Origin of the sequence: Pseudomonas mohnii (assembly GCF_900105115.1) — a bacterium.
Taxonomy (GTDB): Bacteria; Pseudomonadota; Gammaproteobacteria; order Pseudomonadales; family Pseudomonadaceae; genus Aquipseudomonas; species Aquipseudomonas mohnii.
The window spans coordinates 3,340,071-3,365,748 of the sequence record NZ_FNRV01000001.1; the positions used below are offsets into that span (position 1 = coordinate 3,340,071).

Annotated in this window: 25 protein-coding genes; 21 read left to right on the forward strand and 4 right to left on the reverse strand. The window is 56.6% G+C overall.

The genetic code is table 11. The features are described 5' to 3' along the window. Positions 1-3: 3 nt before the first annotated feature. From recF to dnaA, 3 genes are read right to left on the reverse strand one after another with little or no spacing between them, the layout of a single operon-like run. Positions 4-1,107 (reverse strand): DNA replication/repair protein RecF, encoded by a 1,104-nt coding sequence (gene recF / locus BLV61_RS15445; RefSeq protein WP_090466253.1) that lies wholly within the window; start codon positions 1,105-1,107, stop codon positions 4-6. A 20-nt stretch (positions 1,108-1,127) separates the two neighbouring features. Beyond that, a complete protein-coding gene (gene dnaN / locus BLV61_RS15450; protein ID WP_047535626.1) occupies positions 1,128-2,231 on the reverse strand; it encodes a DNA polymerase III subunit beta in 1,104 nt (367 codons plus the stop codon). Between the two features lie 39 nt (positions 2,232-2,270). Then, the gene (gene dnaA, locus BLV61_RS15455) at positions 2,271-3,788 is read right to left on the reverse strand and encodes a chromosomal replication initiator protein DnaA (RefSeq protein WP_090466254.1); all 1,518 of its coding nucleotides are present in this window, start codon (positions 3,786-3,788) and stop codon (positions 2,271-2,273) included. Positions 3,789-4,355: 567 nt separating this feature from the next. Between dnaA and rpmH the strand changes: the two genes are divergently transcribed. The 21 genes from rpmH (at position 4,356) to glmS (ending at position 24,621) form a co-directional block, all read left to right on the forward strand. Beyond that, entirely contained in the window at positions 4,356-4,490 is a 135-nt protein-coding gene (gene rpmH, locus BLV61_RS15460; protein ID WP_003213577.1) for a 50S ribosomal protein L34, read from the forward strand. 16 nt (positions 4,491-4,506) lie between these two features. Continuing rightward, on the forward strand, positions 4,507-4,908 hold the full coding sequence (rnpA, locus tag BLV61_RS15465; RefSeq protein ID WP_027926203.1) for a ribonuclease P protein component: 402 nt from the start codon (positions 4,507-4,509) through the stop codon (positions 4,906-4,908). After that, the gene (gene yidD / locus BLV61_RS15470; protein ID WP_081997972.1) at positions 4,901-5,146 is read left to right on the forward strand and encodes a membrane protein insertion efficiency factor YidD; all 246 of its coding nucleotides are present in this window, start codon (positions 4,901-4,903) and stop codon (positions 5,144-5,146) included. Before rnpA ends, yidD begins: the two co-directional genes overlap by 8 nt. Before the next feature lie 2 nt (positions 5,147-5,148). Beyond that, positions 5,149-6,828, forward strand: a complete 1,680-nt coding sequence (gene yidC / locus BLV61_RS15475) for a membrane protein insertase YidC (protein ID WP_090466256.1) — start codon at positions 5,149-5,151, stop codon at positions 6,826-6,828. Between the two features lie 79 nt (positions 6,829-6,907). Further along, the gene (gene mnmE, locus BLV61_RS15480) at positions 6,908-8,278 is read left to right on the forward strand and encodes a tRNA uridine-5-carboxymethylaminomethyl(34) synthesis GTPase MnmE (RefSeq protein WP_090466258.1); all 1,371 of its coding nucleotides are present in this window, start codon (positions 6,908-6,910) and stop codon (positions 8,276-8,278) included. Between the two features lie 551 nt (positions 8,279-8,829). Next, positions 8,830-10,728, forward strand: coding sequence for a tRNA uridine-5-carboxymethylaminomethyl(34) synthesis enzyme MnmG (gene mnmG, locus BLV61_RS15490; protein WP_090466260.1), 1,899 nt, complete (start codon positions 8,830-8,832; stop codon positions 10,726-10,728). After that, entirely contained in the window at positions 10,725-11,369 is a 645-nt protein-coding gene (rsmG, locus tag BLV61_RS15495; protein WP_090466262.1) for a 16S rRNA (guanine(527)-N(7))-methyltransferase RsmG, read from the forward strand. Before mnmG ends, rsmG begins: the two co-directional genes overlap by 4 nt. Before the next feature lie 18 nt (positions 11,370-11,387). After that, positions 11,388-12,185: a ParA family protein gene (locus BLV61_RS15500; protein ID WP_047535615.1), complete on the forward strand. Its 798-nt coding sequence runs from the start codon at positions 11,388-11,390 to the stop codon at positions 12,183-12,185. 9 nt (positions 12,186-12,194) lie between these two features. Continuing rightward, positions 12,195-13,067, forward strand: coding sequence for a ParB/RepB/Spo0J family partition protein (locus BLV61_RS15505; protein ID WP_047535612.1), 873 nt, complete (start codon positions 12,195-12,197; stop codon positions 13,065-13,067). Positions 13,068-13,215: 148 nt separating this feature from the next. After that, a complete protein-coding gene (locus BLV61_RS15510; RefSeq protein ID WP_047535609.1) occupies positions 13,216-13,623 on the forward strand; it encodes a F0F1 ATP synthase subunit I in 408 nt (135 codons plus the stop codon). A gap of 16 nt (positions 13,624-13,639) precedes the next feature. Next, a complete protein-coding gene (gene atpB / locus BLV61_RS15515) occupies positions 13,640-14,509 on the forward strand; it encodes a F0F1 ATP synthase subunit A (RefSeq protein WP_047535606.1) in 870 nt (289 codons plus the stop codon). A gap of 133 nt (positions 14,510-14,642) precedes the next feature. Further along, entirely contained in the window at positions 14,643-14,900 is a 258-nt protein-coding gene (gene atpE / locus BLV61_RS15520) for a F0F1 ATP synthase subunit C (RefSeq protein ID WP_003097235.1), read from the forward strand. A gap of 58 nt (positions 14,901-14,958) precedes the next feature. Next, positions 14,959-15,429, forward strand: coding sequence for a F0F1 ATP synthase subunit B (locus BLV61_RS15525; protein ID WP_047535495.1), 471 nt, complete (start codon positions 14,959-14,961; stop codon positions 15,427-15,429). Positions 15,430-15,441: 12 nt separating this feature from the next. Next, positions 15,442-15,978, forward strand: a complete 537-nt coding sequence (locus BLV61_RS15530) for a F0F1 ATP synthase subunit delta (RefSeq protein ID WP_047535492.1) — start codon at positions 15,442-15,444, stop codon at positions 15,976-15,978. A 21-nt stretch (positions 15,979-15,999) separates the two neighbouring features. Next, on the forward strand, positions 16,000-17,544 hold the full coding sequence (atpA, locus tag BLV61_RS15535; RefSeq protein ID WP_047535490.1) for a F0F1 ATP synthase subunit alpha: 1,545 nt from the start codon (positions 16,000-16,002) through the stop codon (positions 17,542-17,544). Positions 17,545-17,594: 50 nt separating this feature from the next. Then, on the forward strand, positions 17,595-18,455 hold the full coding sequence (gene atpG, locus BLV61_RS15540) for a F0F1 ATP synthase subunit gamma (RefSeq protein WP_090466264.1): 861 nt from the start codon (positions 17,595-17,597) through the stop codon (positions 18,453-18,455). Positions 18,456-18,482: 27 nt separating this feature from the next. Then, positions 18,483-19,859, forward strand: a complete 1,377-nt coding sequence (atpD, locus tag BLV61_RS15545; protein ID WP_047535485.1) for a F0F1 ATP synthase subunit beta — start codon at positions 18,483-18,485, stop codon at positions 19,857-19,859. A gap of 43 nt (positions 19,860-19,902) precedes the next feature. After that, the gene (locus BLV61_RS15550) at positions 19,903-20,328 is read left to right on the forward strand and encodes a F0F1 ATP synthase subunit epsilon (protein WP_047535482.1); all 426 of its coding nucleotides are present in this window, start codon (positions 19,903-19,905) and stop codon (positions 20,326-20,328) included. Between the two features lie 114 nt (positions 20,329-20,442). Next, on the forward strand, positions 20,443-21,810 hold the full coding sequence (gene glmU, locus BLV61_RS15555) for a bifunctional UDP-N-acetylglucosamine diphosphorylase/glucosamine-1-phosphate N-acetyltransferase GlmU (RefSeq protein ID WP_090466266.1): 1,368 nt from the start codon (positions 20,443-20,445) through the stop codon (positions 21,808-21,810). Positions 21,811-22,007: 197 nt separating this feature from the next. Further along, complete coding sequence (locus BLV61_RS15560; RefSeq protein WP_208604227.1) at positions 22,008-22,787, forward strand: DeoR/GlpR family DNA-binding transcription regulator; 780 nt, start codon at positions 22,008-22,010, stop codon at positions 22,785-22,787. Position 22,788: 1 nt separating this feature from the next. After that, positions 22,789-24,621, forward strand: a complete 1,833-nt coding sequence (gene glmS / locus BLV61_RS15565; protein ID WP_090466270.1) for a glutamine--fructose-6-phosphate transaminase (isomerizing) — start codon at positions 22,789-22,791, stop codon at positions 24,619-24,621. Between the two features lie 338 nt (positions 24,622-24,959). Here glmS and BLV61_RS32130 read toward each other — a convergent pair whose 3' ends face one another. Further along, positions 24,960-25,664, reverse strand: a complete 705-nt coding sequence (locus BLV61_RS32130) for a methyl-accepting chemotaxis protein (protein ID WP_425272123.1) — start codon at positions 25,662-25,664, stop codon at positions 24,960-24,962. Positions 25,665-25,678 lie beyond the last annotated feature (14 nt).

Genomic DNA, 25,678 nt, shown 5'->3' on the forward strand with positions numbered 1-25,678 from the left:
CCTTCACTCCCGATGGTCGTGGGTCTGGGTGATACGGCCCTGTTCCACGTGGAACAGAGCGACTGGCGTTTCCGTCTGCCAGCCTTCCCTCAATAATTCGTGATCTACACAGGTGATAAACACCTGGCAGCGTAAGTCTTCCAGCAAGCGGCAAAGCGCGCGGCGGTGCCGCTCGTCCAGTTCGGACGGCAAGTCATCCACCAGATAAATACACTGACCGCGACGGGCCTGGCTGACCAGGTGCCCCTGGGCAATCCGCAATGCACAGACCACCAACTTCTGCTGGCCGCGGGACAATATATCCGCGGCATTATGAGCGCCCAATCTGAGGCGCAAATCAGCGCGTTGTGGTCCGGCCTGGGTATGCCCTATTTGCTGATCCCGCTGAAGGGACCCGGCGAGCACAGCGCTCAACTCACGGTCCTTGTCCCAACCCCGGTAATAGCTGAGCGTTAAGCCCTCGAGCTCAACCAGTTCGCTCAAGGTCTGTTCAAAGACTGGTTTCAAGGCTTTGATGTAAGCGCGGCGGTATTCATCAATTTCAGCGCTGGCCTGGCACAGCTCCCTGTCCCAAACCGCTTGCGAAACGGCGTCAAGTGTACCATGCCGCAGCCAAGAGTTTCTCTGGCGCAGGGCCTTCTGCAAGCGCTGCCAGGTGGACATGAAACGGGGTTCCACGTGGAACACGCCCCAGTCGAGAAACTGTCGACGAATCTTCGGCGCGCCTTCAAGCAAGCGAAAGCTATCAGGGTTGATCAACTGCAATGGCAGGATTTCCGCGAGCTGAGCTGCGCTACGAGCGTTCTGCCCATCGATGCGGATCTGAAACTCCCCTTGGCGGTCGCGCGAAATGCCCAACGCACTATGCCCACCCTCGGCCAGCTCGACCTGCCCGAACACCGTGCACGCCAATTGCTCATACTGAATGACCGGTAACAGACGGGTGCTGCGAAACGAACGGGCAAGCCCCAGCAGGTGTATGGCCTCCAGAACACTGGTTTTGCCGCTGCCGTTGGCGCCGTAAAGAATATTGATTCGGGGGGAGGGGGAGAAGGTCACCGGGTGCAGATTGCGCACCGCGGTGACCGAGACGCGACTTAAGGACATCTAGCTTCTGCTGAGCATGATTACAGACGCATCGGCATGACAACGTAGGCCGAATCGTCGTTGTCGGACTCTTGCACCAGCGCACTGCTGTTGGAGTCGGACAGGATCAGACGAACCTGCTCGGTAGTCATTACGCCCAGCACATCGAGCAAGTAGCTGACGTTAAAGCCGATCTCGAGGGAGCCACCGTTATATTCAACGCCGACTTCTTCTTCCGCCTCTTCCTGTTCCGGGTTGTTAGCCTGGATCTTCAACTGACCATTCGCCAGTTGCAGGCGGATACCGCGGTACTTCTCGTTGGACAGAATCGCGGTGCGGCTGAACGCTTCGCGGAGCGCCTGGCGGTCACCGAGTACCAGCTTGTCGCCGCCTTTGGGTAGAACGCGTTCGTAATCCGGGAATTTACCGTCGACCAGTTTCGAGGTGAAGGTGAACTCGCCGGTGGTGGCGCGAATGTGGTGCTGACCCAGGACAATGCTGACGATGCCGTCCGGTTCGGTCAGCAGTCGGGCAAGTTCAAGGATACCTTTGCGCGGCACGATGACCTGATGGCGATCCGGCTGACCGATGTCGGCCTGCATCGAGCACATGGCCAGACGGTGACCGTCGGTGGCGACAGCGCGAATGACACCGGCAGAGACCTCCAGCAGCATACCGTTGAGGTAGTAACGCACGTCCTGCTGGGCCATGGCGAAACTGGTGCGCTCGATGAGGCGACGCAGTTTGCTTTGCTCAAGGCTGCAGGTCAGCGAACCCGGACCTTCTTCGACCGTCGGGAAATCGTTGGCCGGCAGGGTCGACAGGGTGAAGCGGCTACGACCGGCCTTTACCACCAGCTTCTGCTCGTCGAGCTTGATGTCGATCAGCGCATCGTTCGGCAGGCTTTTGCAGATATCCATCAGTTTGCGCGCAGGCACGGTGATGGAACCTGGTTCGGCAGGCTCTTCGAGTTGAACACGACCGACCAGCTCGACTTCCAGGTCGGTACCGGTCAGCGACAGTTGCTGGCCTTCGACAACCAGCAGCACGTTGGAGAGCACCGGCAAGGTCTGGCGGCGCTCGACGACGCCTGCGACCAGTTGCAGGGGTTTCAACAGGGCTTCGCGTTGAATGGTGAAATGCATGGTCTAGTCCCTTGCCTTAATAAGCTGCGCTGGTGTTCATCAAGTGGTCAGTGTACGCAGCAGGTTCTTGTAGTCCTCGCGGATGTCCGCGTCGGATTCCTTAAGTTCGTTGATCTTGCGGCAGGCGTGCAAAACCGTCGTGTGATCGCGACCGCCAAACACATCGCCAATTTCCGGCAGGCTGTGGTTGGTCAGTTCCTTGGACAACGCCATGGCGACCTGGCGTGGACGGGCGACCGAACGCGAACGGCGTTTGGACAGCAAGTCGGAGATCTTGATCTTGTAGTACTCGGCGACCGTGCGCTGAATGTTATCCACAGAGACCAGTTTATCTTGCAGCGCCAACAAGTCCTTGAGGGACTCGCGAATCAACTCGATGGTGATGTCGCGGCCCATGAAGTGAGAGTGGGCAATCACGCGTTTGAGTGCGCCTTCCAGTTCCCGGACGTTGGAGCGAATGCGCTGGGCAATGAAGAACGCCGCATCGTGGGGCAGTTCGACTTTGGCCTGGTCGGCCTTCTTCATCAGGATCGCCACACGGGTTTCCAGCTCCGGCGGCTCGACGGCTACCGTCAGGCCCCAGCCGAAGCGGGATTTGAGGCGCTCTTCAAGGCCTTCAATTTCTTTAGGGTAGCGGTCACTGGTGAGAATGACCTGCTGACCACCTTCTAGCAGAGCGTTGAAGGTGTGGAAAAACTCTTCCTGGGAACGTTCCTTGCGGGCGAAGAACTGAATATCGTCAATCAGCAATGCATCCACCGACCGGTAGAAGCGCTTGAACTCGTTGATCGCGTTCAGTTGCAGGGCCTTGACCATGTCAGCCACGAAGCGCTCGGAATGCAGGTACACAACCTTGGCGTTCGGGTTCTTCTTTAATAGATGGTTACCCACAGCGTGCATCAAGTGGGTTTTACCCAAACCGACACCGCCATAAAGGAAGAGCGGGTTGTAACCATGCTTGGGGTTGTCCGCCACTTGCCAGGCCGCGGCCCGGGCCAGTTGGTTGGACTTGCCCTCAACGAAGTTTTCGAAGGTGAAGGTACGGTTCAGGTAGCTGGTGTGCTTGAGCGCGCCTTCGACCTGCACGGTGCGTTGTTCGGAACGAACCGGTGCCTGCTGGGAGCTGGCGCCCGCCATAGGATCGAAGCTGTCGCGCGAAGGCTCTTCTTCAGTAACTTCGGCGACTTTTTGCGTCGCACGCTTGGTCGGTGCCAACGCCGGCGGTGCAGTGCTGACCGGTGCAGCCGCAGCCTGAGCCTGGGATGCTGCAGCCGCCAGCGGAGCATTCGGTGCGGCACGCGGTGCCGAGCTGCGTTTGCTGCCTATTAATAAGGAAAGCGCTGGCGCCATGCCATTGCCATGCTCGTCCAGCAACTCCAGGACGCGGCCCAGGTATTTTTCATTGACCCAGTCCAGCACAAAACGATTGGGCGCATAGACACGCAACTCGTCGCCTTCGGCTTCGACCTGTAGTGGACGGATCCAAGTGTTGAATTGTTGGGCAGGCAGCTCATCGCGCAATAGCTCCACGCACTGCTGCCAAAGTTCCACTGACACGGATATCCCCTAAGTTGAAAGCCGGTGAGGCAAAAACAAGCGGCCATTGTAGCGACCAGACGCTGACTTATCCACATGAAGCTTGATCACCGGCCAAGAAGAATCAACGCTTTATACGCAAAAAAGACGACCAATGGTCTGTGTATAAGGTCTGTGGATAACCGGGTCTGAGCTCATTGCACAACTGGGGGGGAAACTCGGTGGATAACCGGCCTGTGGATAAGACGCCCTTTCGCACACAGGTTATCCGACAGTGCAGCACAGGCTTAACACGGTTTTCCACTGTAGTTGTCATTCTCTGTACATCAGGTGTTAAAAGGGCTGAAGCCAGTTATCCACAGATGACCGTGGCCCTAGCTTTTATAAGCTTTACAGAAAAGCTTTAAATACTTTCCTTCTTTAATTTTATGTTTGGCTAAGGGCGGTCGCACCGCAAAACGTCCAGAGATCTATTTATAAGGAAACGTTGGTTGGAAATTGACCTAGAGGCTTGCTTTCTCTAGAATCCCCGGTCTCTTAAAACGGGGGCCATTCCGGCCCGTTGTGGACGAACCAGGTAACACGACAATGAAACGTACTTTCCAACCAAGCACTATCAAACGCGCTCGTACCCACGGTTTCCGTGCTCGCATGGCTACCAAGAACGGTCGTGCCGTCCTGTCGCGTCGTCGCGCCAAAGGTCGTGCGCGTCTGGCCGTTTGATAATCCGGCACTGGAGGTGAGTCAGGACTTCAGTCGGGAAAAGCGTCTGCTTACTCCCCGGCATTTCAAGGCAGTCTTTGACTCCCCTACCGGCAAGGTTCCGGGGAAAAATCTCCTGCTCCTTGCGCGCAACAACGATCTTGATCACCCCCGTCTCGGGCTGGTTATCGGGAAAAAGAGCGTAAAGCTCTCCGTCGAGCGCAATCGCCTCAAACGTCTGATGCGCGAATCGTTTCGCCTGCACCAGGATTCACTGGTCGGTTGGGACATTGTTATCGTCGCGCGCAAAGGTTTGGGTGACGTAGAAAACCCCGAATTGATTCAGCATTTCGGAAAGCTCTGGAAACGACTGGCACGCAGCACGCCGGTACCAGCAGTCAAAACCGAAACTGTAGGGGTAGACAGTCCAGATGCGTAAACTGGCACTCGTTCCGATCCAGTTTTATCGCTATGCCATTAGTCCCCTGATGGCCAATCACTGTCGTTTCTACCCCAGTTGTTCCTGCTACGCGTTAGAAGCCATTGAAAATCATGGCCTTCTGCGCGGTGGCTGGCTGACCTTTCGTCGTTTAGGTCGCTGTCATCCGTGGACTCCCGGTGGTTATGACCCGGTTCCACCTATCCCTACCTCCCGTTCTTCTTCGATGGCCGAGTAATCATGGATATCAAACGCACGATCCTGATCGTCGCCCTGGCAATCGTGTCCTACGTTATGGTTCTTAAATGGAACCAGGACTATGGCCAGGCTGCCCTGCCGACTCAGAATGTTGCTTCCAGTACTTCCGCACCGGGCCTCCCGGATACGGCAACTGGCAATAAAGCGTCCGTCAGTGACGACATTCCGCACGCCGCAAACGATACCAGCGCACCTGCCGAAACTCCGGTAGCGGCGAGCACCGACCTCATCCAGATCAAAACGGATGTGCTCGATCTGGCCATCGATCCACAAGGTGGTGATGTCGCCCAACTGAAGTTGCCGCTGTATCCACGTCGCCAGGACCATCCGGAAATTCCATTCCAGCTGTTCGATAACGGCAACGAGCGGACTTATCTGGCTCAGAGTGGCTTGATCGGCAGCAACGGCCCGGACGCAAGTCCTGCCGGTCGTCCGGTTTACTCCTCGGAGAAGAAGATCTATCAACTGGCTGACGGTCAGGACCAATTGGTCGTGGACCTGAAGTTCAGCAAGGATGGCGTCAACTACATCAAGCGTTTCACTCTGAAACGCGGCCTGTATGACGTAACCGTTTCCTACCTGATCGACAACGAGAGCACTCAGCCTTGGTCCGGTGCAATGTTCGCGCAACTGAAGCGTGATGCCAGCTCCGATCCGTCGTCCAGCACCGCCACCGGCACTGCGACTTACCTGGGCGCCGCCCTGTGGACAAGTTCCGAGCCGTACAAGAAAGTGTCCATGAAGGACATGGACAAAGGGCAACTCAAAGAAAACGTGACCGGCGGTTGGGTAGCCTGGCTGCAACACTACTTTGTGACTGCCTGGATTCCGGCCAAGGGCGAAAACAACGTCGTCCAGACCCGTAAAGACAGCAAAGGCAACTACATCATTGGTTTCACCGGTCCGTCCTTGACCGTTGCGCCAGGTGCCAAGGCTGAAACCAGCGCTGTTCTGTACGCCGGTCCGAAAAGCCAGGCTGTACTGAAACAGTTGTCCCCAGGTCTGGAACTGACCGTTGACTACGGCATCCTGTGGTTCATCGCTCAACCGATCTTCTGGCTGCTGCAACATATCCACGCCATTGTGGGTAACTGGGGCTGGTCGATCATCTTCCTGACCATGCTGATCAAAGGGATTTTCTTCCCGTTGTCGGCCGCCAGCTACAAATCCATGGCTCGTATGCGTGCTGTGGCTCCGAAACTGGCCGCGCTGAAGGAACAACATGGCGACGACCGGCAGAAAATGTCGCAAGCCATGATGGAGCTGTACAAAAAAGAGAAGATCAATCCGCTGGGTGGTTGCTTGCCAATCCTCGTGCAGATGCCGGTTTTCCTTTCCCTGTACTGGGTTCTGCTGGAAAGCGTTGAAATGCGCCAAGCGCCGTTCATGCTGTGGATTACTGACCTGTCGATCAAGGACCCGTTCTTCATTCTGCCGATCATCATGGGTGCAACCATGTTCATCCAGCAGCAGTTGAACCCGACTCCTCCGGATCCGATGCAGGCCAAAGTGATGAAGCTGATGCCAATCATCTTCACCTTCTTCTTCCTGTGGTTCCCGGCTGGTCTGGTGCTGTACTGGGTAGTGAACAACTGCCTGTCCATCGCCCAACAGTGGTACATCACTCGTAAGATCGAAGCAGCTACCAAAGCGGCTGCCTGACTTACACTGTGGATAACCACTCAAGACGCCCCCTAGTGGGGCGTTTTGCTATCTGTCACTTTTGTCTGGATACCGGTTTATGAGCGCTCCTCGTGAAACCATCGCCGCCGTCGCCACCGCCCAAGGTCGCGGAGGCGTTGGCATCGTCCGCATTTCCGGGCCGTTGGCCAACGCTGCAGCCAAGGCCTTCAGTGGTCGTGAGCTCAAGCCAAGATTTGCTCATTACGGGCCGTTCCTCGGCGCCAATGACGAGGTGCTGGATCAAGGCATCGCGCTGTATTTCCCGGGACCCAACTCGTTCACTGGCGAAGATGTCCTGGAACTGCAGGGGCATGGCGGCCCTATTGTTCTGGATATGCTGCTCAAGCGCTGCCTGGAGATGGGCTGTCGTCTCGCGCGGCCGGGTGAATTCAGTGAGCGCGCTTTCCTGAACGACAAACTCGACCTGGCCCAGGCCGAAGCCATTGCTGACTTGATCGAAGCCAGTTCGGCTCAGGCGGCGCGAAATGCTCTGCGTTCCCTGCAAGGTGCGTTTTCGGCACGTGTACATCACCTCACCGAACAACTGATCGGCTTGCGGATTTATGTCGAAGCCGCGATCGACTTCCCGGAAGAGGAAATCGATTTCCTAGCCGATGGCCACGTGCTAAGCATGCTCGACAAAGTTCGTGACGAGTTATCCACCGTGATGCGCGAAGCCGGGCAGGGCGCATTATTGCGTGACGGCATGACGGTCGTGATTGCCGGTCGACCGAATGCCGGTAAATCCAGCCTGCTCAATGCCCTGGCTGGTCGTGAAGCGGCAATCGTCACCGAGATTGCCGGCACTACTCGTGACGTCCTGCGCGAACATATCCACATCGATGGCATGCCCCTGCATGTCGTCGACACCGCGGGACTGCGTGACACCGACGATCATGTGGAAAAGATTGGGGTAGAGCGGGCATTGAAAGCCATTGGCGAGGCTGATCGCGTGCTTCTGGTCGTCGATGCAACGGCCCCGGAGGCTATTGATCCCTTTGCATTGTGGCCGGAATTCCTCGAGACCCGCCCCGATCCGGCCAAGGTCACGCTGATCCGCAACAAGGCTGATCTCACGGGTGAAGCGATCGCCCTGGATATCAGTGACGATGGCCATGTCACCATCAGTTTGAGCGCCAAGTCCGCCGGCGCAGGACTGGAGCTGCTGCGTGATCACCTCAAAGCCTGCATGGGTTACGAACAGACTTCGGAAAGCAGCTTCAGCGCACGCCGGCGACATCTCGAGGCATTGCGACATGCCAGTGCTTCCCTCGAGCACGGTCGCGCTCAACTGACATTGGCGGGCGCTGGGGAATTGCTCGCCGAAGATTTGCGCCTGGCTCAGCAATTTTTGGGCGAAATCACTGGCGCATTCAGCTCCGATGACTTGTTAGGCCGGATCTTCTCCAGCTTCTGCATCGGCAAATAGCCACCTCGTTGTCCACAGACAGGCCATTCGTGCCTGTCTGTTCTCTCCCTTTTTCACACTAGCCTGCTATGCCGAGCGGAATTCTTTCTGCTCAGGCGGATTTTCTGCGCCCTGGATTCCTTCAATCCGCAGTTTTCTGTGGATTAAGCCCTGTGAATAACCACCGCTAAGGGCGGTTGATAACAGGGCCTCAAAACTGAAGATAACCGCCTCTGTGGATAACCACCACTTTAATCCACAGGCTTACACCGGTTATCCAAGGGCCTCCTTGGCACATGACCACAGGGTTTTGAATCTCTGTACACATTGAAAATAAAGGCCTGTATCAATCTATCCACAGAAAGGTCGGTCAGTAGAAATAAACATAAAAACAAAGATTTAATAAATTTCTCTCTTTTTAATTTCTATAACTCCGACTTCTCCACAGCTGGTTAAATTTTGTGCAAAGGGTTCTTTAGGAAGGGCGAAGTCCCTATACTTGTCGACCAGGTCCGAAAACCTGAGCTCAAACTATTCCTGAATTACCTACTTAAGCAGGCACGAGGTGCGTGGTGGATTTCCCTTCCCGTTTTGAAGTGATCGTCATCGGCGGCGGTCATGCCGGTACCGAGGCAGCACTGGCCTCAGCACGTATGGGGGTCAAAACCCTGTTGCTGACGCATAACGTGGAAACCCTCGGTGCCATGAGTTGCAACCCGGCCATTGGCGGGATTGGCAAAAGCCATCTGGTCAAGGAAATCGACGCCCTCGGCGGCGCGATGGCCATGGCTACCGATAAAGGCGGCATCCAGTTTCGCGTGTTGAACAGCCGCAAAGGCCCGGCGGTGCGTGCAACCCGCGCTCAGGCGGATCGGGTTCTTTACAAGGCGGCAGTGCGCGAAATCCTGGAAAACCAGCCGAACCTGTGGATATTTCAACAGGCTGCGGACGATCTGATCGTCGAGCAGGAGCAAGTGCGCGGTGTTGTCACGCAAATGGGTCTGCGTTTCCTCGCCGATTCCGTGGTGTTGACCACCGGTACCTTCCTCGGTGGACTTATCCACATCGGTTTGCAAAATTTTTCCGGCGGTCGAGCCGGTGATCCGCCGTCGATCGCCCTGGCTCAACGCCTGCGTGAGTTGCCGCTGCGTGTCGGTCGCCTGAAAACCGGAACGCCGCCGCGTATCGACGCCAGGTCTGTGGATTTCTCGGTGATGACCGAGCAGGCCGGCGATACGCCGATTCCAGTGATGTCGTTTATGGGCTCCAAAGAGCAGCACCCACAACAGGTCAGCTGCTGGATTACCCACACCAACGCGCGCACCCACGAAATCATCGCTGCGAACCTCGACCGTTCGCCGATGTATTCCGCTGCGGGTGAAATCGAAGGCATCGGCCCGCGTTATTGCCCGTCGATCGAAGACAAGATCCATCGCTTTGCCGACAAGCAAAGCCATCAGGTCTTCATCGAACCGGAAGGCTTGACCACCAACGAGCTGTACCCGAACGGGATATCCACATCCTTGCCGTTCGACGTGCAGTTGCAGATCGTGCAATCGATTCGCGGCATGGAAAACGCGCATATCGTGCGTCCTGGCTACGCCATCGAGTACGACTACTTCGATCCGCGGGACCTGAAATACAGCCTGGAAACCAAGGTGATCGGCGGTCTGTTCTTTGCTGGACAGATCAATGGCACCACCGGTTACGAAGAGGCCGGCGCCCAGGGTTTGCTGGCCGGGACCAACGCAGCACTGCGTGCGCAAGGCAAAGATGCCTGGTGCCCGCGTCGCGATGAGGCCTACATCGGCGTGCTGGTCGATGACCTGATTACACTCGGTACTCAAGAACCGTATCGGATGTTCACTTCTCGTGCCGAATACCGTTTGATCCTGCGCGAAGACAACGCCGACCTGCGCTTGACCGAAAAAGGTCGCGAACTGGGCCTGGTGGATGACGTGCGCTGGGCGGCCTTCTGCAAAAAACGCGAAAGCATCGAACTGGAAGAGCAGCGCCTGAAAAGCACCTGGGTACGTCCGGGCACCGAGCAAGGTGATGCGATTGCGGAAAAATTCGGCACTCCGCTGACCCACGAATACAACTTGCTAAACCTCTTGAGCCGTCCGGAAATCGACTACGCTGGTCTGATCGCCGTGACCGGTGGGGGTGCAGAAGATCCACAGGTCGCCGAACAGGTCGAAATCAAGACCAAGTACGCCGGTTACATTGATCGCCAACAGGATGAAATCGCTCGTCTGCGGGCCAGTGAAGACACCAAATTGCCTGTGGATATCGATTACACGAACATTTCCGGTCTCTCCAAAGAGATCCAGAGCAAGCTCGGCGCGACCCGCCCTGAAACCTTGGGTCAGGCCTCGCGTATTCCGGGCGTCACGCCGGCAGCCATTTCGCTGTTGATGATTCATTTGAAAAAACGCGGCGCGGGCCGTCAGTTGGAGCAAAGCGCTTGAGTTCGTTGGTCACCTCGCAACATGCAGAAGAGTTATCCACAGGTGCTCGCCAGCTCGGTGTCGCTCTGACTGAAACCCAGCACGCGCAGCTGCTGGGATATCTGGCCCTGTTGATCAAATGGAACAAGGCTTACAACCTGACCGCCGTGCGCGATCCGGACGAAATGGTGTCCCGGCACTTGCTCGATAGTCTGAGCGTGATGTCGTTCATCGAAAACGGTCGCTGGCTCGACGTGGGCAGTGGCGGCGGTATGCCGGGCATTCCATTGGCGATCCTGTTTCCAGAGTCCCAAGTGACCTGCCTGGACAGCAATGGCAAGAAAACCCGCTTCCTGACCCAGGTCAAACTCGAGCTCAAACTGGATAACCTGCAAGTTATCCACAGTCGTGTCGAAGCCTTCCAGCCTGCACAGCCATTTAACGGGATCATTTCTCGGGCGTTCAGCAGCATGGAGAACTTCACAAACTGGACTCGCCACCTCGGCGACACCGAAACACGTTGGCTGGCAATGAAGGGCGTTCATCCCGCCGATGAGCTGGTAGCATTGCCGGCAGACTTCCACCTCGATAGCGAACACGCCCTGGCCGTACCCGGTTGCCAAGGCCAACGCCATCTGCTGATACTGCGCCGCACGGCATGATTGGGAACACAAGCAAGAATGGCTAAGGTATTCGCGATAGCGAACCAAAAGGGTGGTGTGGGCAAGACCACCACCTGCATCAACCTCGCAGCATCCCTGGTCGCGACCAAGCGCCGGGTATTGCTGATCGATCTCGATCCACAGGGCAACGCCACCATGGGAAGCGGTGTGGATAAACACGGTCTGGAAAACTCGGTCTACGACCTGTTGATCGGTGAATGCGACCTGGCCCAGGCCATGCATTTCTCCGAACACGGTGGTTACCAGTTGTTGCCGGCCAACCGCGACCTGACCGCCGCCGAAGTGGTTCTGCTGGAAATGCAGATGAAGGAAAGCCGCCTGCGCAGTGCGTTGGCGCCGATCCGCGAAAACTACGATTACATCTTGATCGACTGCCCGCCGTCGCTGTCGATGCTGACGCTGAACGCACTTGTCGCGGCCGATGGGGTCATTATCCCCATGCAGTGCGAGTACTTCGCGCTGGAAGGGTTGAGCGACCTTGTGGATAACATCAAGCGTATCGCCGAGTTGCTGAACCCCGATCTCAAGGTCGAAGGACTGCTGCGCACGATGTACGACCCGCGCCTGAGCCTGATGAACGATGTATCGGCGCAGCTCAAGGAACACTTCGGTGATCAGCTTTACGAGACCGTCATTCCACGCAATATCCGTCTGGCCGAAGCCCCAAGCTACGGCATGCCGGCGCTGGCGTATGACAAATCATCGCGTGGCGCCGTTGCCTACCTGGCTCTGGCGGGCGAAATGGTTCGTCGTCAACGCAAAAACTCACGCATCGCCGCTGCCCAGCCAACTTAAGGAATCCCCATGGCCGTCAAGAAACGAGGTCTCGGACGTGGACTGGATGCACTGCTGAGTGGTCCGACTGTCAGCGCGCTGGAAGAACAAGCGATACAAGCCGATCAACGCGAGCTGCAACATCTGCCGCTGGATCTGCTCCAGCGTGGCAAGTATCAGCCTCGCCGCGACATGGATGCACAGGCGCTCGAAGAGCTGGCGCAGTCGATCAAGGCCCAGGGCGTCATGCAACCGATCGTGGTGCGCCCGATCGGGGGGGGGCGCTTCGAAATCATCGCCGGTGAACGCCGTTGGCGCGCCAGCCAGCAGGCCGGTCAGGAAACGATCCCGGCAATGGTCCGCGATGTACCGGACGAAACCGCGATCGCCATTGCGCTGATCGAGAACATCCAGCGCGAAGACCTCAATCCGATCGAGGAAGCGGTAGCCCTGCAGCGTTTGCAGCAGGAATTCCAGCTGACCCAGCAACAAGTGGCCGAAGCTGTGGGCAAGTCCCGAGTGACGGTGGCCAATTTGTTGCGCCTGATTTCTTTGCCGGAAGTCATCAAGACGATGCTGTCTCACGGTGATCTGGAAATGGGGCATGCACGCGCTTTGCTCGGTTTGCCGGACAATCAACAGGTTGAAGGGGCGCGACATGTTGTCGCACGCGGGCTGACAGTGCGCCAAACTGAGGCACTGGTTCGCCAGTGGTTGAGTGGTAAACCGGAGCCTGTTGAACCGGTAAAACCGGACCCGGATATCGCTCGTCTGGAGCAGCGTCTGGCCGAGCGCCTAGGCTCTGCGGTGCAGATTCGCCACGGTAAGAAGGGGAAAGGGCAGTTGGTAATTGGCTACAACTCCCTGGATGAGCTACAAGGTGTACTCGCTCATATTCGCTGAAACATTTCCTCATGTAGCGCGCAGTCGGAAATCACTACCTGATAGTTGAATAGGTGCTGAACCGCCCCTATACTCTGCGCGCATTTTGTCGGCACAAATTATGCCAAGTTGTTGCATTTCGGCAGCCGACCATTGGAGAGCAATAGTGATGGAAACCCGCACGCCAAACCGCTTGCCGTTCCATCGTTTGGCAGTTTTTCCGGTGTTAATGGCTCAATTTGTCATTTTGCTCATTGCTGCTTTGGCGCTCTGGCAATGGTATGGAGTCGTTGCCGGGTACTCGGGACTTTGCGGAGGCCTGATAGCCTTGCTGCCCAATGTTTATTTCGCTCACAGGGCATTTCGGTTTTCCGGCGCCCGAGCAGCTCAAGCCATCGTCCGGTCTTTTTATGCCGGCGAGGCGGGCAAACTGATTTTGACGGCAGTGCTCTTTGCATTGACGTTTGCAGGTGTGAAGCCATTGGCGCCGCTAGCTGTATTCGGCGTCTTCGTGTTGACCCAACTGGTCAGCTGGTTCGCGCCCCTGCTGATGAGAACAAGACTTTCGAGACCTTAGGGCGTTTGAGGCAACCATGGCAGAAACAACCGCTTCGGGCTATATCCAGCACCACTTGCAGAACCTGACTTTCGGTCAGCACCCTACCGGCGGCTGGGGCTTTGCCCACACCGCAGCAGAAGCCAAGGAAATGGGCTTCTGGGCTTTCCACGTCGATACTCTCGGCTGGTCGGTCGCACTGGGTCTGATTTTCGTTCTTCTTTTCCGCATGGCGGCCAAGAAGGCGACTTCCGGTCAGCCAGGGGCTTTGCAAAACTTTGTTGAAGTATTGGTCGAATTCGTCGATGGCAGCGTGAAAGACAGCTTCCATGGCCGTAGCCCGGTGATTGCGCCGCTGGCACTGACCATCTTCGTCTGGGTGTTTCTGATGAACGCCGTCGACCTGGTACCGGTCGACTGGATTCCTCAGTTGGCCATCCTGATCACCGGCGATCACCACATCCCGTTCCGCGCCGTGTCGACCACCGACCCGAACGCAACTCTGGGTATGGCGTTCTCGGTTTTCGCACTGATCATTTTCTATAGCATCAAGGTCAAGGGCCTCGGCGGCTTCATCGGCGAGCTGACCCTGCACCCGTTCGGCAGCAAGAACATCTTCGTTCAGGCCCTGCTGATCCCGGTGAACTTCCTGCTGGAGTTCGTGACCCTGATCGCAAAACCGATCTCCCTGGCTCTGCGTCTGTTCGGCAACATGTACGCCGGCGAGCTGGTGTTCATTCTGATCGCCGTGATGTTCGGCAGCGGTCTGCTCTGGCTCAGTGGCCTGGGCGTAGTTCTGCAGTGGGCGTGGGCTGTGTTCCACATTCTGATCATCACCCTGCAGGCGTTCATCTTCATGATGCTGACCATCGTTTACCTGTCGATGGCGCACGAAGAAAACCATTAAGACCAGTCTCGACTAGTCTGATGTCCCTCCCGGTCAAACGGGAGGGTGCTCCTCACGGGGCATCTGAAACGATTTGTTTTACCGCTTTAATCTAAAAAACCTAAACCATACGACGTAAAAGTCGGGAGGAAAGATGGAAACTGTAGTTGGTCTAACCGCTATCGCTGTTGCACTGTTGATCGGCCTGGGCGCACTGGGTACCGCAATTGGTTTCGGCCTGCTGGGCGGCAAGTTCCTGGAAGGCGCAGCGCGTCAGCCAGAAATGGTTCCAATGCTGCAAGTTAAAATGTTCATCGTTGCCGGTCTGCTCGACGCCGTAACCATGATCGGTGTTGGTATCGCTCTGTTCTTCACCTTTGCGAACCCGTTCGTTGGTCAGATCGCTGGCTAATTACTCGGATCTTCCGAGTAATTTGGTGTGATGGACAACGTAACTGCGAGGTGTTGGCGTGAACATTAATGCGACCCTGATTGGCCAGTCCGTTGCGTTCCTGATTTTTGTACTGTTCTGCATGAAGTTCGTATGGCCTCCGGTCATCACGGCACTGCACGAACGTCAAAAGAAGATCGCGGATGGACTGGACGCTGCCAGCCGAGCAGCTCGCGACCTGGAGTTGGCCCAAGAGAAAGCGGGTCAACAACTGCGCGAAGCGAAAGCTCAGGCAGCTGAAATCATCGAGCAAGCCAAGAAGCGCGGTACTCAGATCGTCGACGAAGCCCGTGAACAGGCTCGCGTCGAAGCTGACCGTGTGAAGGCTCAGGCTCAGGCCGAGATCGAACAGGAACTGAATAGCGTCAAAGACGCGCTGCGCGCCCAAGTGGGTAGCCTGGCCGTTGGCGGTGCCGCGAAGATCCTGGGTGCCACAATCGATCAAAACGCGCACGCAGAGCTGGTTAACCAACTGGCTGCTGAAATCTAAGCGAGGGCGATCATGGCAGAACTGACCACGTTGGCCCGACCTTACGCTAAGGCGGCCTTCGAGCACGCTCAGGCCCACCAGCAACTGGCCAATTGGTCAGCCATGCTCGGCCTGGCAGCAGCGGTGTCGCAAAACGACACCATGCAGCGCGTGCTCAAGGCCCCGCGACTGACGAGCGCAGAAAAGGCCGCCACGTTCATTGACGTGTGCGGCGACAAGTTCGATGCCAAGGCACAGAATTTCATCCACGTCGTTGCCGAAAACGACCGTCTCCTGCTACTGCCGGAGATCGCCAACCTGTTCGACCTGTACAAGGCCGAGCAGGAGAAATCGGTAGACGTAGAAGTGACCAGTGCTTTTGCATTGAACCAAGAACAGCAAGACAAACTCGCCAAGGTTCTCAGTGCACGACTCAACCGGGAAGTGCGCCTGCAAGTCGAGGAAGATTCATCCCTTATTGGGGGTGTTGTCATCCGCGCCGGCGACCTGGTTATCGATGGCTCGATTCGCGGCAAAATCGCGAAACTAGCCGAAGCATTGAAATCTTGAGTTTGAAGGGGCAGCAGAGCAATGCAGCAACTCAATCCTTCCGAAATAAGTGAAATTATCAAGGGCCGCATCGACAAGCTCGATGTGACCTCCCAAGCCCGTAACGAAGGCACTGTCGTCAGCGTATCTGACGGTATCGTGCGGATTCACGGTCTGGCCGACGTCATGTACGGCGAGATGATCGAGTTTCCGGGCGGCGTCTTCGGTATGGCACTCAACCTGGAGCAGGACTCCGTAGGTGCCGTTGTATTGGGCGCATACCAGTCTCTGGCTGAAGGCATGAGCGCCAAGTGCACTGGCCGCATCCTGGAAGTTCCGGTTGGTAAGGAACTGCTGGGTCGCGTTGTCGACGCACTGGGTAACCCAGTTGACGGCAAAGGTCCGCTGAACAACACCGAGACCGATGCGGTCGAGAAAGTTGCTCCAGGCGTGATCTGGCGTAAGTCGGTAGACCAGCCTGTACAGACTGGCTACAAGGCTGTCGATGCCATGATCCCGGTCGGCCGTGGCCAGCGTGAGCTGATCATCGGTGACCGCCAGATCGGTAAAACCGCTCTGGCGATCGACGCGATCATCAACCAGAAAGACAGCGGCATTTTCTGCGTCTACGTAGCGATCGGTCAGAAACAATCGACCATCGCCAACGTGGTTCGCAAGCTGGAAGAAAACGGTGCACTGGCTAACACCATCATCGTTGCTGCCAGTGCTTCCGAATCGGCTGCACTGCAGTTCCTGGCACCGTACTCCGGTTGCACCATGGGCGAATACTTCCGCGACCGCGGTGAAGACGCGCTGATCGTTTATGACGATCTGTCCAAGCAAGCAGTGGCTTACCGCCAGATTTCCCTGCTGCTGCGCCGTCCACCAGGCCGTGAAGCTTACCCAGGCGACGTGTTCTATCTCCACTCCCGTCTGCTGGAGCGCGCATCCCGCGTTTCGGAAGAGTACGTAGAGAAGTTCACCAACGGCGCAGTGACCGGCAAAACCGGTTCCCTGACCGCACTGCCGATCATCGAAACCCAGGCTGGCGACGTTTCCGCGTTCGTTCCGACCAACGTGATTTCCATCACCGACGGTCAGATCTTCCTGGAATCGGCCATGTTCAACTCCGGGATCCGTCCTGCAGTGAACGCCGGTGTTTCGGTATCCCGTGTGGGTGGTGCCGCTCAGACCAAGATCATCAAGAAGCTGTCCGGTGGTATCCGTACCGCTCTGGCTCAGTACCGTGAACTGGCGGCATTCGCCCAGTTCGCTTCTGACCTGGACGAAGCGACCCGTAAGCAACTTGAGCATGGTCAGCGCGTTACCGAGCTGATGAAGCAGAAGCAATACGCGCCAATGTCGATCGCCGACATGTCGCTGTCGCTGTATGCCGCTGAGCGTGGGTTCCTGACTGACGTCGAAATCGCCAAGATCGGCAGCTTTGAACAAGCGCTGATTGCTTACTTCAACCGCGATCACGCCGACTTGATGGCGAAGATCAACGTGAAGGGTGACTTCAATGACGAAATCGATGGCGGCCTGAAAGCCGGTATCGAGAAGTTCAAGGCCACCCAAACCTGGTAAGCCGCAGCGGGAGCCGCAAGGCTCCCGCTTGCTAACCTGATAGGTGTTACATGGCAGGCGCAAAAGAGATTCGCAGTAAGATTGCGAGCATCAAAAGCACGCAAAAGATTACCAGCGCCATGGAAAAAGTGGCGGTCAGCAAAATGCGCAAGGCACAAATGCGCATGGCTGCTAGCCGTCCTTATGCGGAGCGCATCCGCCAGGTTATTGGTCATCTGGCCAACGCTAACCCGGAATATCGCCACCCGTTCATGATCGACCGTGAAGTAAAGCGCGTCGGTTATGTCGTAGTGAGCAGTGACCGTGGTCTGTGTGGTGGCTTGAACACCAACCTGTTCAAGGCTTTGGTCAAGGACATGGCGGTAAACCGCGAAAAAGGCGTCGAGATCGATCTGTGTGTAGTTGGTAGCAAGGGTGCGGCTTTCTTCCGTAACTTCGGCGGTAACGTCGTTGCAGCTATCAGCCACCTGGGTGAAGAGCCGTCGATCAATGATCTGATCGGCAGCGTCAAGGTGATGCTGGATGCCTACCTGGACGGCCGTATTGACCGCCTGTCCGTGGTATCCAACAAGTTCATCAACACCATGACACAACAGCCTACCGTGGAGCAGTTGGTTCCGCTGGTGGCAACCCCGGATCAAGAACTCAAGCATCACTGGGACTATCTCTACGAACCGGATGCCAAGGAGCTGCTCGACGGCTTGATGGTCCGTTACGTGGAGTCGCAGGTCTACCAGGCGGTGGTCGAGAACAACGCGGCTGAACAAGCTGCGCGGATGATCGCGATGAAGAACGCTACCGACAACGCCGGTGATTTGATCAGCGATTTGCAGCTGGTCTACAACAAGGCGCGTCAGGCTGCGATCACCCAAGAGATCTCGGAAATCGTCGGCGGCGCTGCCGCGGTTTAACGGTTCAAATATTCAGAGGATCCAGCTATGAGTAGCGGACGTATCGTTCAAATCATCGGCGCCGTTATCGACGTGGAATTTCCACGCGACAGCGTACCGAGCATCTACGACGCCTTGAAAGTTCAAGGCGCCGAAACCACTCTGGAAGTTCAGCAACAGCTGGGCGACGGCGTGGTTCGTACCATTGCGATGGGCTCCACCGAAGGCTTGAAGCGCGGTCTGGACGTCAACAACACTGGCGCAGCCATCTCCGTACCGGTCGGTAAAGCGACCCTGGGCCGGATCATGGACGTACTGGGCAACCCGATTGACGAAGCTGGTCCGATCGGCGAAGAAGAGCGCTGGGGTATCCACCGCGCCGCTCCTACCTTCGCAGAACAAGCCGGTGGCAACGAGCTGCTGGAAACCGGCATCAAGGTTATCGACCTGGTTTGCCCGTTTGCCAAGGGCGGTAAAGTTGGTCTGTTCGGTGGTGCCGGTGTAGGCAAAACCGTAAACATGATGGAACTGATCCGTAACATCGCCATCGAGCACAGCGGTTATTCCGTGTTCGCCGGTGTGGGTGAGCGTACTCGTGAGGGTAACGACTTTTACCACGAGATGAAGGACTCCAACGTTCTGGACAAAGTGGCACTGGTTTACGGTCAAATGAACGAGCCGCCGGGAAACCGTCTGCGCGTGGCACTGACCGGCCTGACCATGGCCGAGAAGTTCCGTGACGAAGGTAACGACGTTCTGCTGTTCGTCGACAACATCTATCGTTACACCCTGGCCGGTACTGAAGTATCCGCACTGCTGGGCCGTATGCCTTCCGCAGTAGGTTACCAGCCGACCCTGGCTGAAGAGATGGGCGTGCTGCAAGAGCGCATCACTTCGACCAAGCAAGGTTCGATTACTTCGATCCAGGCCGTATACGTACCAGCGGACGACTTGACTGACCCGTCGCCAGCGACCACCTTCGCCCACTTGGACGCCACCGTCGTTCTGTCCCGTGACATCGCTTCCCTGGGTATCTACCCAGCGGTAGACCCACTGGACTCGACTTCGCGTCAGCTGGATCCGAACGTGATCGGCAACGAACACTACGATACCGCTCGCGGTGTTCAGTACGTGCTGCAGCGCTACAAAGAACTGAAGGACATCATTGCGATCCTGGGTATGGACGAGCTGTCGGAAGCCGACAAGCAGTTGGTAAACCGTGCTCGTAAGATCCAGCGTTTCTTGTCGCAGCCGTTCTTCGTGGCTGAAGTCTTCACCGGTGCTTCGGGTAAATACGTTTCCCTGAAAGACACCATTGCTGGCTTCAAAGGCATCCTCAACGGTGACTACGACCACCTGCCAGAACAAGCGTTCTACATGGTTGGCGGCATCGAAGAAGCGATCGAGAAAGCCAAGAAACTGTAATCCCAGCGCCCGGCAACGGGCGCTAATTTAGGTTGAGGCAATCATGGCTATGACAGTCCATTGCGATATCGTCAGCGCGGAAGGGGAAATCTTTTCCGGCCTGGTCGAGATGGTGATTGCGCACGGTGCACTGGGTGATCTTGGTATCGCTCTGGGTCACGCGCCGCTGATCACTAATCTGAAGCCAGGTCCGATCCGCTTGGTCAAGCAGAACGGGGAAGAGGAGGTGTATTACATCTCCGGTGGCTTCCTCGAGGTTCAGCCGAACATGGTCAAGGTTCTTGCCGACACCGTGCAACGTGCTGCCGACCTGGACGAAGCCTCCGCTCAGGAAGCCGTAAAGGCTGCCGAGAAGGCCTTGCATGAGCGGGGCGCGGAATTCGATTACGGTTCTGCTGCCGCACGTCTGGCCGAGGCTGCAGCTCAGCTGCGCACCGTCCAGCAGATCCGCAAGAAGTTCGGCCACTAAGGCCTCGCTTGTTGTGTGATTGATCAAAAAGGGTAGCCTCGGCTACCCTTTTTTCTTTTCTGATGTTCACCATTATGGTCGCAGCCGCTGACCACCCAGGATTGGTAGCCAGTCATGTCTCTTGAAATCGTTATTCTCGCCGCCGGTCAAGGCACGCGTATGCGCTCGGCGTTGCCCAAAGTTCTGCACCCGATCGCCGGCAATTCGATGCTCGGCCATGTTATCCACAGCGCCCGGCAACTTGATCCACAACGCATTCACGTGGTGATTGGCCATGGAGCCGACGCGGTGCGTGAGCGTCTGGCTGCGGATGACCTGAATTTCGTTCTTCAGGACAAACAACTCGGCACAGGCCATGCGGTGGCCCAAGCGGTCCCTTTCATAAAATCCGACACCGTGCTGATTCTTTACGGTGATGTGCCACTGATTGAAGTGGAAACCCTGCAACGTCTGCTCCAGAAGGTTGGGCCGCAGCAGCTGGGCCTGCTCACCGTGAACCTGGACGATCCGACCGGTTATGGCCGCATCGTGCGTGATGCGGCGGGCAACGTTACCGCTATCGTTGAGCAGAAGGACGCCACTGAAGCCCAGCGCGCAATCACTGAAGGTAATACGGGCATTCTGGCCCTTCCTTTCGAAAGCCTGGGTGGCTGGATGAGCCGACTGTCCAACAACAATGCCCAAGGCGAGTATTACCTCACGGACGTCATCGCCATGGCGGTGAGCGACGGATTGGTGGTGGCGACCGAGCAACCTCAGGATGCTATGGAAGTGCAGGGCGCGAATGACCGCAAACAGCTGGCTGAACTTGAGCGTCATTATCAGCTGCGTGCCGGTCGTCGTTTGATGGCCCAGGGTGTGACGCTGCGAGACCCTGCTCGTTTCGACGTCCGAGGTGAAGTCAGCGTCGGCCGTGACGTGTTGATCGATATCAACGTGATTCTCGAAGGCAAGGTCGTCATCGAAGACGACGTGGTGATTGGTCCTAACTGCGTGATCAAGGACAGCACCTTGCGCAAAGGCGTGGTGATCAAGGCCAACAGCCATATCGAAGGCGCGATTCTGGGTGAAGGCAGCGATGCAGGTCCATTCGCACGTTTGCGCCCAGGTACGGTGCTGGAAGCTCGGGCGCATGTGGGTAACTTTGTTGAACTGAAAAACGCCCACTTGGGCGAAGGCGCCAAGGCCGGACACCTGACCTATCTGGGGGATGCCGAGGTCGGTGCGCGTACCAATATCGGCGCCGGCACCATCACCTGCAATTACGATGGCGCCAACAAATGGAAAACCGTGTTGGGCGAAGATGTGTTCATCGGTTCCAACAATTCGCTGGTCGCGCCTGTGGATATCTCTTCCGGTGCAACCACGGCGGCCGGTTCGACCATTACGCAGAATGTGGATAACGCGCAGTTGGCCGTGGGCCGTGCGCGCCAGAAGAATATCGATGGCTGGAAGCGACCCGAGAAAATCAAGAAGAGCTAAGTTATCCACAGATCGCTGAAATCTAAGGATCGCAGCCTGCTTCAGCGCCTACAGGGCAATATAAATATTCTGTAGACGTTGAAGCAGACTGCGATCCTTTGTGTTTTATCCACAGATAAATTTTCTTTGCACAGCTTGACGAAGTTTCGCCGATAGGTTTTGATTGGTTACGTTATCTTTCGAAACGAAACTTACTGATTATGTCGAAGCGCAATACACCCCAGCGTCGCCACAACATCCTTGCCTTGCTCAATGAGCAAGGCGAAGTCAGTGTGGATGAGTTGGCCAAGCGCTTTGAAACCTCCGAAGTTACGATTCGCAAGGATCTGGCAGCCCTTGAAAGCAATGGTCTGCTGCTTCGCCGTTATGGTGGTGCGATCACCATGCCCCAGGAGCTGGTGGCCGATATCGGTCAGCCGGTCTCCAAATACAAACAGGCCATTGCCCGTGCTGCGGCGACACGAATCCGCGAACATGCGCGGATCATCATCGACAGCGGCAGCACTACCGCTGCGATGATCCCGGAACTCGGTCAACAACCGGGCCTGGTGGTGATGACCAACTCACTGCATGTGGCCAATGCCTTGAGCGAACTTGAGCATGAGCCGGTGCTGTTGATGACCGGCGGGACCTGGGATCCGCATTCCGAGTCCTTTCAGGGTCAGGTTGCCGAGCAGGTATTACGCTCTTACGACTTCGATCAGCTGTTCATTGGAGCTGATGGCATCGATCTGGTCCGCGGTACAACCACCTTTAATGAATTACTTGGGCTCAGCCGGGTCATGGCTGAAGTCGCCCGAGAAGTGGTTGTCATGGTGGAAGCCGACAAAATCGGTCGCAGAATTCCCAATCTGGAACTGCCCTGGAGCAGTATTCATACCCTTATTACCGATGATCGCCTGCCGCTTGAGGCACGGGATCAGATTCAGGCGCGCGGCATCACGTTGATATGCGCCGCTATCAGTCAGGAGAAATAGCATGTGTGGAATTGTCGGCGCAGTCGCAGAACGTAATATCACCGCCATCCTGGTCGAAGGCCTGAAGCGTCTGGAATACCGTGGGTACGACAGTGCCGGCGTGGCGGTCTACACCAACGACGCGAAACTCGAACGCCTGCGTCGTCCGGGTAAAGTCAGCGAGTTGGAACTGGCGTTGGCTGAAGCACCATTGATGGGGCGCCTGGGTATTGCCCATACCCGTTGGGCGACACACGGTGCGCCGTGCGAGCGCAACGCGCATCCGCATTTTTCCGGTGACCTGGCGGTGGTGCACAACGGCATCATCGAAAACCACGAAGCCCTGCGTGAACAACTCAAATCCCTGGGTTACGTGTTCACGTCGGACACCGATACCGAGGTGATCGCGCACCTGCTGGACCACAAACTCAAGGACCTGAACGACCTGACCGTCGCGCTCCAGGCAACGGTCAAAGAGCTGCACGGTGCCTACGGCCTGGCAGTGATCAGCGCTCGCCAGCCAGATCGTTTGGTCGCTGCCCGTAGCGGTAGCCCGCTGGTGATCGGCCTGGGTCTGGGTGAAAACTTCCTGGCGTCCGATCAATTGGCACTGCGCCAGGTCACTGATCGCTTCATGTACCTGGAAGAAGGCGACATCGCCGAAATTCGTCGCGACAGCGTGCAGATCTGGGACGTTGACGGCAAGGTGGTCGAGCGCGAAACCGTGCAGTACCGTGATGGCGCAGAAGCGGCCGATAAAGGTGAGTTCCGCCATTTCATGCTCAAGGAAATCCACGAGCAACCGTCCGTTGTACAGCGCACCCTGGAGGGGCGTTTGAGTCAGACTCAAGTCCTGGTGCAGGCATTCGGTCCACAAGCGGCCGAGTTGTTCGCCAAAGTTCGCAACGTACAGATTGTCGCTTGTGGCACCAGTTATCACGCTGGCATGGTCGCTCGTTACTGGCTTGAAGAGCTGGCCGGTATTCCGTGCCAGGTCGAAGTGGCCAGTGAGTTCCGCTACCGCAAAGTAGTGGTGCAGCCGGACACGCTATTCGTGACCATCTCCCAATCCGGCGAAACCGCCGACACCCTGGCCGCGCTGCGCAACGCCAAGGAGTTGGGGTTCCTCGCCAGCCTGGCAATTTGCAACGTCGGCATCAGCTCGCTAGTACGTGAATCCGATCTGACCTTGCTGACACAGGCCGGTCGCGAAATCGGCGTGGCCTCAACCAAAGCCTTCACCACACAATTGGTCGGTTTGTTGTTGCTGACTCTTTCTCTGGGGCAGGTTCGCGGCACGCTGGCCAAAGGCGTTGAAGCAACGCTGGTCGAAGAGTTGCGTCGCTTGCCAACCCGTCTCGGTGAAGCGCTGGCCATGGACAGCACCGTGGAGAAAATCGCTGAGTTGTTCGCCGAGAAAAATCACACCCTGTTTCTCGGGCGTGGTGCGCAATTCCCGGTAGCGATGGAAGGGGCGCTCAAGCTCAAGGAGATTTCCTACATTCACGCCGAAGCCTACCCGGCTGGCGAGTTGAAGCATGGTCCGTTGGCGCTTGTGGATAACGACATGCCAGTCGTGACCGTGGCACCGAATAACGAGCTGCTGGAAAAGCTGAAGTCCAACCTTCAGGAAGTCCGCGCCCGTGGTGGCGAGCTAATCGTCTTCGCGGATGAAAAGGCAGGCATGACCAACGGTGAAGGAACGCACGTCGTACAGATGCCACACATCCACGACATCCTGTCGCCGATCCTCTACACCATTCCGCTGCAGCTGCTGTCGTACTACGTGGCCGTGCTGAAAGGCACCGACGTTGACCAGCCACGCAACCTGGCGAAGTCGGTGACTGTGGAATAAGTTATCCACAACGGATCGAGTCCTTGGCTTTAGAGAATGGAAACTGTCGCGGGAGCTGGAAGGGTTATCCTCCAGGCTCCCGCTGTTGCTTCAGGCCCGGATTTACACCTATCCCCCCGACACATCACCCTATCCGCCGTTAGATGCTGCCGCGAAAACAAAGTAGTGAATCTCTGCGCTCCTCTGTAGAGCGGAATTTCCTGAAAAAAGTGCTATTGCGTAAAACAACAATGAACTAACGGAAGGGAAGGCCTGATTTCGATTAAGCAGCTGTTTTTGAACTTCAGACACGAGGTCGTTAAAACGGCTGCTGACTTCAGACCTTTATTGGGCAAAACCTAAAGTTTGAACTGACGCACAATCTGCAACAACCGCTCAGCGTCTCCACCGCTCGCCCGGCCACGGCTGAGGGTGCTCTGCGCAAGTACAACGGTGGTGTTCGCGACTACCGAAACACTACTGATCCGCCGATTGATTTCATCGGTCACCATGGCCTGCTCTTTGGCAGCCTCAGCAATGTGCAGGCTCATATCGGACACTGAAGACACCAGTGCACTTATTCGCTGTAATGCTTCGCCAGCGCTAAGAGCCTGCTGCACTCCACGTTCAGCAAAGTCACGACTGTCGTCCATTACTTTAACCGCATGCTGTGAAGCATTTTGCAGCCGTTCGATCATATCGTTGATTTCTTGCGTAGATTTTTGCGTACGACTAGCCAACGTGCGGACTTCATCTGCCACTACCGCAAAACCACGACCTTGCTCACCGGCGCGAGCAGCTTCGATGGCGGCGTTAAGCGCCAGCAAGTTGGTTTGTTCGGCGATGGTGCGAATCACCTCCAGCACCCCACCGATTTCGCGTGAATGGCCTTCCAGATCAGCGATCACTTGGGCAGCTCGACCCACTTCTTCTGCCAAGGAGCGAATATCAACGATGGTTTTATCGACGACGGCAATCGCCTCTTTTGCCTGTGTAGAGGCGTCACGCGTTTGAACAGAGCTGGATTCGGCGTTGCTGGCAACCCCTTGCACGTTGGTAGCCATTTGATTGGCCGCCG